Source organism: Catonella massiliensis (assembly GCF_016651435.1).
In the GTDB taxonomy this organism is placed as follows: Bacteria; Bacillota; Clostridia; order Lachnospirales; family Lachnospiraceae; genus Catonella; species Catonella massiliensis.
Genome location: NZ_JAEPRJ010000001.1, coordinates 779,546 through 793,853 on the forward strand (window position 1 = coordinate 779,546; position 14,308 = coordinate 793,853).

The window sequence follows — 14,308 nt, forward strand, 5'->3', positions numbered from 1 at the left end:
AGTCAAGCTGGATATTGTGAAACTTAATGAATTGCTGCACAGAAGCCAGGACAAGAGCTGAAATACAGGAATTTTGTGATATTAGTTCCAGGGACTATTTCCGGAAAAAGATTTTGATGCCGTTACTTAACAGCGGCAGACTGAAACGCACAATCCCTGAAAAGCCAAACAGCAGCAAGCAGAAATATATAAAGGCATAAACAAGTGGTATGCTTCTTTCAGCTATTCACAGTGAAGAGGGCGAGGAGAGACTTAACCTTCTTATGGTAGATAACAGAATACCAGCTGGGGCGAAGTTGTACTAGAAGAAAGCTTGTTGCTTTTAAGGTGTATTTAGAAATAAGAAAATTGAATAACAATGTAAAACGCTCGGATTAGTCCGGGCGTTTTTTGTCGGAATTTTCTATCTAAAAATATGTATTTACTTTAGCTAATAAATTTTTTAGATAAGATCAAAGGAAAAAGCCAAATTACATTGACATTTAGTGGATTAAAAAGTATAATATAATTATTAAACTATACAAAAATATATAGATAATTGTATAATATAATTAAAAGAGGTAATTGTGATGAGTAAAAGCCTTAGATCAATTTTTGATAAATATGGTGGAATAATGAGTACTGCTGAACTTAAAGAGGAAGGTTTTTATTATAAGAAGATTCAGAATGCGCTGGAAGAAGGTGAGATAGAGCAGGTAAGGAGAGGATATTATCAATATTTGGGCGAGCATTCGTTTTCTGATATACCTGTTATAACCAGATTATTTCCAGATGGAGTAATATGTATGGAAAGTGCACTGGATTTTTATGGATATACTGACAGGACTCCATCTGCTTGGCACTTGGCGGTGGATAATAAAAGCACGAGGACAAGGTTTTATATTGATTATCCTATTATAAAGCCCCATTTTATTAAAAGAGAGAGATATAAGGTGGGAATAGAAGAAGCAGAAATTGATGGTAAATTGGTCAAGATTTATAATAGAGAAAGAACAATTTGCGATCTTCTTCTTCATAGAAATAAAGTCGATGGAGAAGTATTCAATACAGCCATTCAAAGATATATTCAAGATCCCGACAAGGTTACTGCGAGATTGGTGAAATATGCGAAGCAACTTCAAGTGGAAAAAAAGGTGAGGGAGGTTCTGGGGGTATGGCTTTGAAAAACATAGCTGCATCAGTTTTAGCAAGATTGAAGAATCAGTCAAAAGAAGAAGGGATATCATTTCAGCTGGTACTTCAACTTTTTGCTCAGGAAGAATTCTTAAGAAAACTATCTGTGTCTAGGTACTCCGATAATTTGATACTAAAAGGTGGAATGTTCATCTACACACTTACAGAATTTGATTCCAGACCTACTAGAGACATAGACTTTATGATTAGAGAACTTCATGGAAGCCTTGAGAATATAAGGCAAACAATGGAGTGTATATGTAATGTCAGCACAGGAAATGATTTTATAAAGCTTGAGGTTTTGGACACAGAGCCAATTACAGTCGATAAAAAATATCCTGGTGTGAAGACTATGCTTATTGGTAGAATTGAGAAAGTGAGAATTCCATTTTCTATTGATATAGGTATTGATGATGTAATTGTGCCAATCCCTGTAAAAAGAACTATTGTTACAAGACTTTCTGGTTTTGTATCACCTGAGGTTTTTACATATTCGTTGGAGAGTACAATTGCAGAGAAATTTGATGCAATTCTTCAGAGGATGTCTGGAACAAGTAGAATGAAGGACTTTTATGATATTTATTATCTTTGTGGGATATTTGATTTTGAAGGTATTGTCCTTACGCAAGCACTTAGAAGCACTTTAACACACAGAAATAGGGTGTTACAAACAGATGCCTTCACAGAAATCAGAGAATTTAAGGATAACGTTGTATTAAATACTCAGTGGACTGCATTTGATCCTGTAAAGAACTCGAAATTATTATTTGAAGAAGTAATAGATAGGCTTATTACATTTATTGAACCTATTTATGAGATGTTGATAGCAAATCAAGATTTTAATAAAAACTGGAGTTGTAAAAGTAAAATGTGGAATTAAAAGAATGCCTACTGATAGCTATTTTTATCTCTTAGTGGGCATTTAAAGTGGTCAAGTTGTCAAGTCGATCAAAAGGTGATTGGAGTTTAATTGATAGATTATGGTATACTGTAATAAAGCAATGTGAGTTAATATTACAAAAGTTTAGGAGACACAAAAATGTCAAATCAAACAGATATAATCATACATGAGATAGAAGCAGAAAAGCTTCGTAGAGAAAATCTCACTGTGGAAGAATTAAAGAAAGCTTACAATAAGCTGGCAGAGCATAATTTCCCAGGAGCAGAAAGAATTAAATTTATAGCTGACTTAGGTGGCAGCAGGGAAATTGCCTATCACTATGAACTTATCTGTAAGGACTTAAAAGAAGGTAATAGGTTAAATATATCAAGTAGCTTTGACAGGCACGGAAAAGAAGGACTTGAGTTTTTACTTTGTGAACTTGATAAAACTGAGGATGAGGAAGAAAAGGTAAATACAGCTTATCTGATGGCGGAAAATCTGTCTAAAATGAAACACAGAGATTTTTATATAGATTTTTGTGATAGATTAAATCCTATACTAGCTTTGCTTTTAGCAACAAAGGACAGTAAGCTTAGGCAGAAGGTAATCATAGCATTAGGCTGGGTTGGATCCGAGAGAGAAGCAGATATCTTATCAAAGCGGATGCTTATTGATGAAGATGAGCTTTGCAGGGCTTGGTCAGCTTCGAGCCTCATGCAAATGTCATTTCATAGGATAAAAACAGAGACAATATGTAAGCTTTCTGCTAAAGCATTTATGCAAGCTATTGAAGCTGAGAAAGATATCGAGGCTTCTGCGATAATGATAGAAGCGGCGCAGACTTTGTTTAGAAAGCGCTGGCTGCGAACATCTGATATAGATAATACGGATGATGAAAAAGTAGAAAAGGCAAGAAAATCCGCTGTGAAATTTTTAGATAAGTATGATATAATGTGAAGGCTGAGCTTAGTACTTGTGATATGATGATACAGAAGTAAGGTGATTATTATACTTAAAACATTTGAATATAAACCACAAGGTGGAGTTTAAATTTCGGAAGGTAAATCTCTATGGATAAGATAGAAAAGAAAAGGCAGAACGATAAAGATATCGTAGCATTTATGATAAGGTGGTATTGCAAAAAGAAGCATGGAAAGAAGGAGGGGCTTTGTCCTTCCTGCAAGGAGTTACACGACTATGCTATGTTTCGCATAGACCGTTGCCCCTTTATGGAGACAAAGACATTTTGCTCAAACTGTAAGTCGCACTGCTACAGTCCTGAGATGAGGGGTAAAATCAAAGATGTAATGCGGTTTTCAGGACCAAGACTACTGCTTAGTCATCCGATTTTAGCTATCAGACATGTAATTGATACAATTAAGAATAAAAGAAGAGGGAAATAATGACGATAGATAATAAACTTGGAATAACCGACTCATTTAAGCTTGCCAATGAAGAAGAGAGAATAAGTAAGAAAAAGGCTATAGACTTGTTTCAAACAGATTTTATGAATGAATTAAAGCCTGGAAGTCTTGAAGCACTTGTTAAAATCCATCGCCATTTATTTGAAGACATATATGAATTTGCAGGTCAGCTAAGAACGGTTAATATAGCAAAAGGAAATTTTAGATTTGCCCCAACAATCTATCTTAATGAGGCTCTTAAAAGCATAGAGAAAATGCCACAGTCTACCTTTGATGAGATAATTGAGAAATATGTCGAAATGAACATTGCCCATCCTTTTAGGGAAGGCAACGGGAGAAGTGCAAGGATATGGCTTGATTTAATATTAAAATCTGAACTTAAAAAGGTGGTGGATTGGAGCAAAGTAGATAAAGACGATTATTTATTAGCGATGGAAAGAAGTCCGGTCAAGGATATCGAAATCAAGACTCTTTTATTTTCGGCTTTGACTGATAAAACAGACGACAGAGAGGTTTTTATGAAAGGCCTTGATTACAGCTATTATTATGAGGGCTATGCTACTTACAAGGCAGATGAATTATAAATATATTTCAAAAATAAAAAGTGACTATCACAACTTGAGACAGTCACTTTTTTATTGGCTGGAAGCATTTTATATTGATTTTAGAGATTATTTAGAAGCCTTGGTATTTTCCAAATCTAATATAAAGGTATGCTCTTTTTCACCAAAATGCTCATTATCTACCCAGATAGCGGTCTTGTCAGTGAGATTGTAGACAACGCTGTGGATGGTTAAGGAGTTGCTATCCTCATTGTTCATCCCTCTACGGCCAACTATTGCAAGAGTTTTCATTCCTTCCTCTTCGTCTACCAGCACTCCGCCCTTTGGTGCAAGAGCAGCCTCAAGCATCTTAAGGCGGTCAACTCCGTGTGCCTCTTTTTCAGGCACATCTTTATAATATCCGTCTGAAAGTATGTAGTTGGTAATTATCTGATAGTTGCCATCCCTAGCAGGGTCGTTATAGATAATATTTAGCTTTCTCTTTGAAGCATCGTTATCGGTAGAATCGGTACCATTTACCCATTCTAAGATGGCGCTTTTACCTGTAGCATCTGCAATCATATAGTGATAAGAGGTCTTGGCTGAGTCATGCAGATCATACTTTTGAATCATTTCAACGGCCTCATCAACATTGTCCGCATAGTCAAGAACCATCCTAAGCATAGTAGTGCTGGTAAGGTCTGGCTTATCGGTATTTACATCGGTAGGAACGGTATTTTCGCCCTGATAGGACATAAATATTCCACAGCTCACCCCTGCATCATTTACTCCATCAAGGGGTGCGTAGGGAGCAGCCAGACATAGTATCTTATCTTTTAAGCCTGTGATACCTGTATCGATATTAACGCTGACAAACTGAAGGTCAACAGTTGAAACTGAAGCATGTCTGCCCCCGCCGGGATTGGTATGGACTATCATAGTGTTTGTCTTTTTAAAATCATAGTTTCGTCCGAAAATGCGCTTGCCGTCTGAGGTTGAGGCAGTAAAAGCTGAGCAGGCAATTTCGGAATTCTTAATCTTCATAGGGATGATTCCCTTGGTAATCTTCCCGGTTATAAAGCTTATAAGCTCGGTATCATTCTTAGCGCCGTTCTCCTTAAGAAATTCATCAAAATAATAATCTCCGGATACCTTCATTGTGTAGACAGCTCCATCGCCATGCTCCGGATTGGCATCGCTGATTTTCTTTATAGAGGTCACGCTTGATATCTCGTTGTGCCAGAGTACAAATACAGCAATTAGAAGAATGATAAATATACAGGCTATCCCTATGAAAAAAACGGAAATAAGCCTGACAGCTCTTTTTTTAGTATTCATTTTAACTCCTTTTTGTTGAATTAATAGTTTCTTGGGGTTACAATAAGTTTGTCGACACCTGTTGCTTTAACCAGACTATTATACTTTTATGATAATAATCTATCAATCATCAAATTGCTTACAGGTGTTGACTTAAACAACACTTACTATAAAAATGTTGCTAAATGGAGAATACTATGGATGTAAGAGTTAAGTTAACCAAAAAAATGATATTTGAGGCTTTTCTAAACATTCTAAAGAATAAGCCTATAGCCAAGATGACTGTGAAAGAAATCTGCTTTGCCGCAGGCATTAATAGAACTACATTTTATAAGTACTATAAGGATACCTATGATTTGTTGGAGCAGATAGAAGATGAGCTTATTGACAATTTGCAGGCTAATTTAGAGCATATTGACAAGTCAAGCCTCTCCGATATATTTACAATTATTCTAACTGATATCTCTGAAAAAAGGAAGCTTTATGTTGCCTTATTTTCTGAGAGTCAGGGCAAGGTATTTCGCAAAAGGCTGTTTTCGCTTTGCTATGAAGATAATAAGAAAGTATTACTTGAGTACTTCCCAGGACTTCCTGAAGATAAGCAGGAATGGATGTATTACTTTATAGCAGATGGATGTAATAGTGTCCTTAAGCAGTGGATACAAGGTGGGTTTAAGCAGTCTATAGAAGAATTGGTTGATTTTTTGATAAAGTTGATAGGAGCAGTTAACAAATTTGCAGAATTGTAATAATATGATGCGGTCTTAAACAATAATAAGTTCTATTACAATAAAACCATAAACGAATTTTTATGCTTTTGCTACTTGTATTATAAAAAAACTTTTAGTTGAAATAATTATATGGTATAATGAACTTTGTTATTGAATTAATCTTAAGGATGATTAGTTAATGAAATATTTTAATTTTTGGAGGATGGGTTAATGTCAGATTTTAAGGCTAAAGGTATATATTTAGGACATAGTGGTTTTTTGCTTGAGCTTGAGAGTGCTACTCTGATTTTCGATTGGTATCAGGGAGATATTCCGCCTATCAGGGGAGAGAAGCCACTTTACATATTTGCAAGTAATATCAATCAGGATCACTTCAGGCCTGAGATTTTTGGAGCGGTTGAACAGCTTCCCCATGCAGAGATTTTCATAGGATACGACCACTCTATCCCGGAGGTTGACACATTTTTAGACGGTCTTCCTGAAAAAATTCAGGACCATGTAAGCTGCTTTGGAGGAGATGCAAGGCTTTATTCTGAGAATGGGGAAATGCTTGTTACCTCAATTCCTGCTACAGAGATGGGAGTGGGCTTTATAGTTGAAATAGAGGGTAAAACTATTTTCCATGCCGGAACTCTCTACCTCAATCAGACTGCTTCAGAGGAAGAGTATAATAAATGGTATCAAAAAATGTCTTTAGAGCATCCTGACTTAAGTATTGCTGATTATGAAGCTTATCTTGACCATTGTGAAGATGAATTTGAAAAATGCACTGATAAAATAAAAGGAAGAACCTTTGATTTTGCCATGCTTCCACTTGAACCTAAGTTTGGTGATGTAGGAGAGCGTACCATAAAGAGATATATGGAGGTGGCTAATTACAAGACTTGGGCCCCTATTCAGCTCCATGGAATGTACGAGATTGTGGATGAGCTTGTGACAAACCACCCTGAGTATGCAAAAAATATGATCGGTGTTACTACGAAGCCGGGGGTAAAACAGTCCATCAAGTCCGGTGAGAAATTCACTTTTAATTAAGTCTTTGGTTGACTACGAGTTAAGAAAGGGAAAATTATGATTACGATATATGGAAGCAAGATGTGTCCAGACTGCCAGAACTGTAAATATAATTTTGACAGATATGGAATAGATTATAAATTCTTGGATGTGCATACCAACTTACAGTACTTAAAAGAATTTCTAAAATACCGCGACACCAATCCTGTTTTTGACAGACTTAAAAAGGTCTATGATATCGCCTATCCTGCGTGCATTGATGAGGATGGAACCGTGTTTACAGACTGGGAGACCTACCTTAGAAATAAAGGATTAGATCCTGTGTACTTAGCATAACTAAGTTGGGTTCTGCTTAGACGTAAGATATTTGCATAGATGCACCTTTTTAGGGTGCATCTTACTATATCGGCAGGTTTTAAAAATTTCTTTAATAAATCTTTAAAAAAGTTGTTGACAAATATGTCGAAACTGTGGTATCATACTATCCGTTGCCCCACAAGAAACTACTTGATATAAACTAAAAAGTCTAGTATACAAGCGGTTTGTAAGGCAAAGAACCTTGATAACTAAATAGTGAGACAATCTTGAAAATTCAAACGAACGCGTATAAGTAGTAATGCTTATACACCTTTAAAAAAACAGTAAAAATTATCGACTTTAGCCGGTCGATAACGGAATAAGCAAGAGATGATAAATGTCAGCTTGTTCTGACGAAGGCAAACACTTTTTATGAGAGTTTGATCCTGGCTCAGGATGAACGCTGGCGGCGTGCCTAACACATGCAAGTCGAACGGAGATTACAGACAGAAGTTTTCGGATGGAAGACTGTAATACTTAGTGGCGGACGGGTGAGTAACGCGTGGGCAACCTGCCCTATACAGGGGGATAGCAGCTGGAAACGGCTGGTAAGACCGCATAAGTCGGCGAGACCGCATGGTTTTGTCGGGAAATGAGCAATCAGGTATAGGATGGGCCCGCGTCCGATTAGCCAGTTGGCAGGGTAAAAGCCTACCAAAGCAACGATCGGTAGCCGGACTGAGAGGTCGGACGGCCACATTGGGACTGAGACACGGCCCAAACTCCTACGGGAGGCAGCAGTGGGGGATATTGCACAATGGAGGAAACTCTGATGCAGCGACGCCGCGTGAGTGAAGAAGTATTTCGGTATGTAAAGCTCTATCAGCAGGGAAGATGATGACGGTACCTGACTAAGAAGCCCCGGCTAACTACGTGCCAGCAGCCGCGGTAATACGTAGGGGGCAAGCGTTATCCGGATTTACTGGGTGTAAAGGGAGCGCAGGCGGTTTGGCAAGTTGAGAGTGGAAGCAGGGGGCTCAACCCCCTGACTGCTCCCAAAACTGTTAAACTTGAGTATGGGAGAGGCAGGCGGAATTCCTAGTGTAGCGGTGAAATGCTTAGATATTAGGAAGAACACCGGTGGCGAAGGCGGCCTGCTGGACCAAAACTGACGCTGAGGCTCGAAAGCGTGGGTAGCAAACAGGATTAGATACCCTGGTAGTCCACGCTGTAAACGATGAATACTAGGTGCTGGGAGGCATAAGCCTTTCGGTGCCGTCGCAAACGCATTAAGTATTCCACCTGGGGAGTACGTTCGCAAGAATGAAACTCAAAGGAATTGACGGGGACCCGCACAAGCGGTGGAGCATGTGGTTTAATTCGACGCAACGCGAAGAACCTTACCCGGTCTTGAGATCCTCCTGAATACGGAGTAATGTCTGTAGTCCTTCGGGACAGGAGAGACAGGTGGTGCATGGTTGTCGTCAGCTCGTGTCGTGAGATGTTGGGTTAAGTCCCGCAACGAGCGCAACCCCTATTTTTAGTAGCCAGCGGTTAGGCCGGGCACTCTAGAAAGACTGCCGAGGATAACTCGGAGGAAGGCGGGGATGACGTCAAATCATCATGCCCCTTATGACCGGGGCTACACACGTGCTACAATGGCAGTTACAGAGGGAAGCGAAGGTGTGAGCCGGAGCGAATCTCAGAAAGGCTGCCTCAGTTCGGATTGTAGTCTGCAACTCGACTACATGAAGCTGGAATCGCTAGTAATCGCGAATCAGAATGTCGCGGTGAATACGTTCCCGGGTCTTGTACACACCGCCCGTCACACCATGGGAGTCGGAAATGCCCGAAGTCAGTGGCCTAACCGCAAGGGAGGAGCTGCCGAAGGCAGGTCTGGTGACTGGGGTGAAGTCGTAACAAGGTAGCCGTATCGGAAGGTGCGGCTGGATCACCTCCTTTCTAAGGAAGAAGAAGTAGAGATTGTCTTACTATCTAGTTATCAACGAGATAACTTAAATACGTCTGGTGGCGATGCGTCCAGGGGTCACACCCGTTCTCATCCCGAACACGAAGGTTAAGGCCTGGGCGGCCGATGGTACTGCACTGGAGACGGTGTGGGAGAGTAGGTGGCTGCCAGACATTAATTTCTTGACATTAAATTCTTAATGAATGCGAGCCGAAGGCGAAGTATGAATTTAGAATTTAAGTCGTTCTTTTGAGCGAAGCGAAAAAGAACTTCCTCTAATAAACACTACACTCTTCGAGTAAGAGCGAAGCTCGAACGGAAGTATCTTAAAAGAATTAAAGCTTGGAATAGCAGAATAGCTTAAAAAGGACTAAAGCCTTCAATTAGTGATTTGATGTAATCAATAACTAGATAATAGTTGTTAGTTGGTTGTATCAAATGACTGATTGAAAAGTCAGTCAAATGTACCTTGAAAACTGCATACCGAACAAATATTTATGCAAGTATAGCTTTTAGTGATTTAATCATTAGGAGATATACAGCTAGATATGAAACAACATCGAGAAGTTGAATTTCTGATTAGCACAAGTTGAAAAACAAGTGTGATTTAGAATTCAATAAAACAATGTATTTATTAAAAAGGTTTAATACTGATACGCTAGTCAGTGTTAAATTAAAGAGAACCAATATAAGTTATCAAAAGTTAAATTGAATTGGGTCACTCGCAGAAATGCTTCGCATTTCACGCTCGTGATGTGCGTTTCATGGAAACGCACCCCACAAGGCATCAGGCACCGTAAGCAAGCAAGCTTGCACAGTGCCTTACGCCTTGTGGCATTCCCAATTCAATAATGGTCAAGATTACAAGGGCGCAGGGCGGATGCCTTGGCACCAGGAGCCGAAGAAGGACGTGATAAGCTGCGAAAAGCTGCGGGGAGGAGCAAATATCCTTTGATCCGCAGGTATCCGAATGGGGAAACCCGGCAGAAAGAACTTCTGTCACCGTATGATGAATCCATAGTCATACGGAGGGAACCCGGCGAACTGAAACATCTAAGTAGCCGGAGGAAGAGGAAGAAACATCGAATCCCTAAGTAGTGGCGAGCGAAAGGGGACGAAGCCCAAACCAAGGATTTATCCTTGGGGTTGAGGACCACGTACGAAGAAGCAGTAGGTAGCAGAACGGTTTTGGGAAAGCCGGCCAAAGAGAGTGAAAGCCTCGTATGCGAAACAGACTGTGATTCAGTGGTATCCGGAGTACTACGGGACACGAGAAACCCCGTAGGAAGCAGGGGGGACCACCCCCCAAGGCGAAATACTACCTGGTGACCGATAGAGTATAGTACCGTGAGGGAAAGGTGAAAAGAACCCCGGGAGGGGAGTGAAAGAGAACCTGAAACCCTGTGTCTACAAGCTGCGGAAGCACGACTAACGTGCGACCGTGTACTTTTTGTAGAACGGTCCGGCGAGTTGCCGTTGCTGGCAGGTTAAGTACTTAAGGTACGGAGCCGAAGGGAAACCAAGTCTTAATAGGGCGGTAAGTCAGTAACGGCAGACCCGAAACCGGGTGACCTACCCATGGCCAGGATGAAGTCTGCGTAAAAGTGGATGGAGGTCCGAACACACGTCTGTTGAAAAAGGCGGTGATGAGCTGTGGGTAGCGGAGAAATTCCAATCGAACTCGGAGATAGCTGGTTCTCCCCGAAATAGCTTTAGGGCTAGCCTCGGTATAGTCTAATGGAGGTAGAGCACTGAATCGCTGCGGGGGCGTCAAAGTCTACCAATGCGTATCAAACTCCGAATGCCATATAGATGTTTACCGGGAGTCAGACTGTATGAGATAAGTCGGAAAGTCAAAAGGGAAACAGCCCAGACCATCAGCTAAGGTCCCAAAGTGTATGTTAAGTGGTAAAGGATGTGGGGTTTCGAAGACAACTAGGATGTTGGCTCAGAAGCAGCCATTCATTCAAAGAGTGCGTAATAGCTCACTAGTCGAGAGGTCCTGCGCCGAAAATGTCCGGGGCTGAAACATAACACCGAAGCAATGGAATATACCGTAAGGTATGTTGGTAGGGGAGCATTGATAACACGAAGAAGCGGTACCGTAAGGAGCCGTGGAGAGTTATCAAGAGAGAATGCCGGAATGAGTAGCGAGATGAAGGTGAGAATCCTTCAGGCCGTATATCCAAGGTTTCCAGGGTAAAGCTGATCTTCCCTGGGGAAGTCGGGACCTAAGCTCAGGCTGAGAAGCGTAGGCGATGGACAACTGGTTGATATTCCAGTACCTCTGGCTATCAGAAATGTGGGGACACGGAGATTCAGGGAGTGCCTGTAAAGGATTCAGGTGCAAGCATGGTTTATGCCGGGCAGGCAAATCCGTCCGGGTAAGTGGACTGTGTGATGCGGACCGAAATATAAGTAGGGAAGCTCCTGGGAGAGCCGTCGAGAAAAGCCGCTATTGTGTAGTCAGAGCCCGTACCGTAAACCGACACAGGTGGATGGGGAGAGTATCCCAAGGCCGGCGGGAGAAGCATTGTTAAGGAACTCGGCAAAATGGCCCCGTAAGTTCGCGATAAGGGGTGCCTGTAGAGATACAGGCCGCAGAGAATAGGCTCAAGCAACTGTTTAGCAAAAACACAGGTCTATGCGAAACCGTAAGGTGATGTATATGGGCTGACGCCTGCCCGGTGCTGGAAGGTTACGGGGAGTGCTTAGGAGTAATCCGAAGGTACGAACTTAAGCCCCAGTAAACGGCGGCCGTAACTATAACGGTCCTAAGGTAGCGAAATTCCTTGTCGGGTAAGTTCCGACCCGCACGAAAGGCGTAATGATTTGAGCGCTGTCTCAACAATGCACCCGGTGAAATTGAAGTACCAGTGAAGATGCTGGTTACCTGCGCCAAGACGGAAAGACCCCATGGAGCTTTACTCCATCTTGGTACTGGGATTAGATATATGATGTACAGGATAGGTGGGAGACTAAGAAGCAGGGACGCCAGTTTCTGCGGAGTCAATGTTGGGATACCACCCTTCGTGTATCTGGTTTCTAACCTTTGCCCGTTATCCGGGCAGGGGACAATGCCAGGAGGGGAGTTTGACTGGGGCGGTCGCCTCCGAAAGTGTATCGGAGGCGCTCAAAGGTTCCCTCAGAATGGTTGGAAACCATTCGCAGAGTGTAAAGGCAGAAGGGAGCTTGACTGCGACACCGACGGGTGGAGCAGGTACGAAAGTAGGACTTAGTGATCCGGTGGTATGTAAGTGGGAATGCCATCGCTCAACGGATAAAAGCTACCCTGGGGATAACAGGCTTATCACTCCCAAGAGTTCACATCGACGGAGTGGTTTGGCACCTCGATGTCGGCTCATCGCATCCTGGGGCTGTAGTAGGTCCCAAGGGTTGGGCTGTTCGCCCATTAAAGCGGTACGCGAGCTGGGTTCAGAACGTCGTGAGACAGTTCGGTCCCTATCTGGCGCAGGCGTAGGATATTTGAGGAGAGCCGTCCTTAGTACGAGAGGACCGGGATGGACGAACCGCTGGTAGACCAGTTGCAGTGCCAGCTGCACGGCTGGGAAGCCAAGTTTGGCAGGGATAAACGCTGAAGGCATCTAAGCGTGAAGCCCCCTCCAAGATAAGATATCCCATAGCGTAGGCTAATAAGACCCCTTAGAGAGTATGAGGTTGATAGGTCAGTGGTGTAAGCGGAGTAATCCGTGTGCCTTCTGATACTAATAGGTCGAAGGCTTGACCAAAGAAAAGGAAGATGTTGATTCGGTTGCAGTTTTGAAGATATATGTAAAAAGGACACCTAAGGGGTGTCCTTTTTAGTTTAATAGGAGATAGAAAATCACCCACATAATACAATTATATTTTACACAATTCACAGGTTCATTAAATGGTCCAAGTATACGATATATATATTGTTAGATAAATGAAAAGCATGAATATTCTTTGCAAATTTATTTGCAACTGAATTTATTTTCCATATATTCAAGGAGGAATGATGTTTAATTTTACTAAGGATTGCTTTGTTGGGTCGGTTAGTATTGATAAATACAGAATTGAATATTTTGAAACTCTAAACTATGTACTTAGAAAAGATAGTTCAGATAGTCCTATAGTGAAACTTAAGAAGGTAATAGCTGACCTTGAACGATATGCTAGTCACGGATTCAAAGAAGAAGAAGATTACATGACAGAAACTGTGGACAGAGAGCTTGAAGTACAGAAAAATGAGCATAAATGGTTCTCTGATAAACTAGAGACAATCAAAAGTGAAGTTGGCAGTGTGGTAGATGAGACTGCAAAGGCAAAGCTTGACGAAGTGATTAGATTTATGATTAAGTGGCTGTACAGCCATATTGTGAGTAAGGATACTCTTATTAGTAAGCCTGTTATTATATCTGAAAAGAAGGCTTCTAAAGAAAATATTGAAGAAGAAAGTACAGATCCATTTGCATTTACAAGTAAATATCTGGTTGGAGTTAGTTTTATTGATGATGAACATAAAAGGCTCTTTGAAATCATCAAAGAGGCAAACGATGTGATGCATAACGACTTTCTCTATGATAAATTTGACCAGATTAGTAATGTGCTTGGTGAGCTTTTGGAATATACAAAGGTTCATTTTGCAGATGAAGAGAAGTATATGGAGAGCATCAACTATAAGGGACTTGAAGATCAGAAGAGGGCACACTCTATGTTTGTAGAGAAAATTGAGAATATTAATCTTGATGATGTGGATGAAAATCAGGATGAATATCTGACCGGACTCTTGAATTTCCTCTTGGATTGGCTGGCTAACCATATATTAAAGGCCGATAAGCTCATACCCGTTGTGGAACTTAAGTAAAAATATACTTTACTTATTTAATAATTTATGATAGAATAACCTGAGTGTGCATGCACACATAGAATACTGCCGCGCAGTATATGGATACTCCGACCTTATACTTGGCGAC

The 14,308-nt window shown here is 41.1% G+C and carries 11 protein-coding genes, 3 rRNA genes and 1 pseudogene; 14 read left to right on the forward strand and 1 reads right to left on the reverse strand.

The window, feature by feature from the left end; genetic code table 11:
* Positions 1–26 precede the first annotated feature (26 nt).
* From JJN12_RS14700 to fic, 7 genes and pseudogenes are all read left to right on the forward strand, one after another.
* Positions 27–200 (forward strand): Fic family protein, encoded by a 174-nt coding sequence (locus JJN12_RS14700; protein WP_408610903.1) that lies wholly within the window; start codon positions 27–29, stop codon positions 198–200.
* Positions 201–206: 6 nt separating this feature from the next.
* Positions 207–305: pseudogene (locus tag JJN12_RS14705) on the forward strand (methionine--tRNA ligase subunit beta); the annotation flags it as partial.
* Between the two features lie 264 nt (positions 306–569).
* A complete protein-coding gene (locus tag JJN12_RS03445) occupies positions 570–1,163 on the forward strand; it encodes a type IV toxin-antitoxin system AbiEi family antitoxin domain-containing protein (protein WP_236013675.1) in 594 nt (197 codons plus the stop codon).
* Positions 1,154–2,053: a nucleotidyl transferase AbiEii/AbiGii toxin family protein gene (locus JJN12_RS03450; protein ID WP_236013676.1), complete on the forward strand. Its 900-nt coding sequence runs from the start codon at positions 1,154–1,156 to the stop codon at positions 2,051–2,053. Before JJN12_RS03445 ends, JJN12_RS03450 begins: the two co-directional genes overlap by 10 nt.
* 159 nt (positions 2,054–2,212) lie before the next feature.
* A complete protein-coding gene (locus tag JJN12_RS03455; protein WP_208428385.1) occupies positions 2,213–3,013 on the forward strand; it encodes a HEAT repeat domain-containing protein in 801 nt (266 codons plus the stop codon).
* A 113-nt stretch (positions 3,014–3,126) separates the two neighbouring features.
* Positions 3,127–3,459: a nitrous oxide-stimulated promoter family protein gene (locus tag JJN12_RS03460; protein ID WP_208428386.1), complete on the forward strand. Its 333-nt coding sequence runs from the start codon at positions 3,127–3,129 to the stop codon at positions 3,457–3,459.
* Positions 3,459–4,064, forward strand: a complete 606-nt coding sequence (gene fic / locus JJN12_RS03465; protein ID WP_208428387.1) for a protein adenylyltransferase Fic — start codon at positions 3,459–3,461, stop codon at positions 4,062–4,064. Before JJN12_RS03460 ends, fic begins: the two co-directional genes overlap by 1 nt.
* Before the next feature lie 87 nt (positions 4,065–4,151).
* Here the strand turns inward: fic and JJN12_RS03470 are convergent, their stop codons facing one another.
* Entirely contained in the window at positions 4,152–5,360 is a 1,209-nt protein-coding gene (locus JJN12_RS03470; RefSeq protein ID WP_208428388.1) for a linear amide C-N hydrolase, read from the reverse strand.
* Positions 5,361–5,536: 176 nt separating this feature from the next.
* Here JJN12_RS03470 and JJN12_RS03475 point away from each other — a divergent pair, with 176 nt between their 5' ends.
* From JJN12_RS03475 to JJN12_RS14105, 7 genes are all read left to right on the forward strand, one after another.
* Positions 5,537–6,088, forward strand: a complete 552-nt coding sequence (locus JJN12_RS03475) for a TetR/AcrR family transcriptional regulator (protein WP_208428389.1) — start codon at positions 5,537–5,539, stop codon at positions 6,086–6,088.
* Positions 6,089–6,280: 192 nt separating this feature from the next.
* On the forward strand, positions 6,281–7,105 hold the full coding sequence (locus JJN12_RS03480) for an MBL fold metallo-hydrolase (protein ID WP_208428390.1): 825 nt from the start codon (positions 6,281–6,283) through the stop codon (positions 7,103–7,105).
* A 36-nt stretch (positions 7,106–7,141) separates the two neighbouring features.
* A complete protein-coding gene (locus JJN12_RS03485) occupies positions 7,142–7,420 on the forward strand; it encodes a glutaredoxin domain-containing protein (protein ID WP_208428391.1) in 279 nt (92 codons plus the stop codon).
* 389 nt (positions 7,421–7,809) lie between these two features.
* Positions 7,810–9,343 (forward strand): 16S ribosomal RNA (locus JJN12_RS03490).
* 62 nt (positions 9,344–9,405) lie between these two features.
* A 5S ribosomal RNA gene (gene rrf / locus JJN12_RS03495) occupies positions 9,406–9,523 on the forward strand.
* Between the two features lie 680 nt (positions 9,524–10,203).
* Positions 10,204–13,099, forward strand: a 23S ribosomal RNA gene (locus JJN12_RS03500).
* Together the 16S, 23S and 5S rRNA genes form the textbook arrangement of a ribosomal RNA operon.
* 251 nt (positions 13,100–13,350) lie before the next feature.
* Positions 13,351–14,199, forward strand: coding sequence for a hemerythrin family protein (locus JJN12_RS14105; protein WP_236013677.1), 849 nt, complete (start codon positions 13,351–13,353; stop codon positions 14,197–14,199).
* Positions 14,200–14,308: the final 109 nt, after the last annotated feature.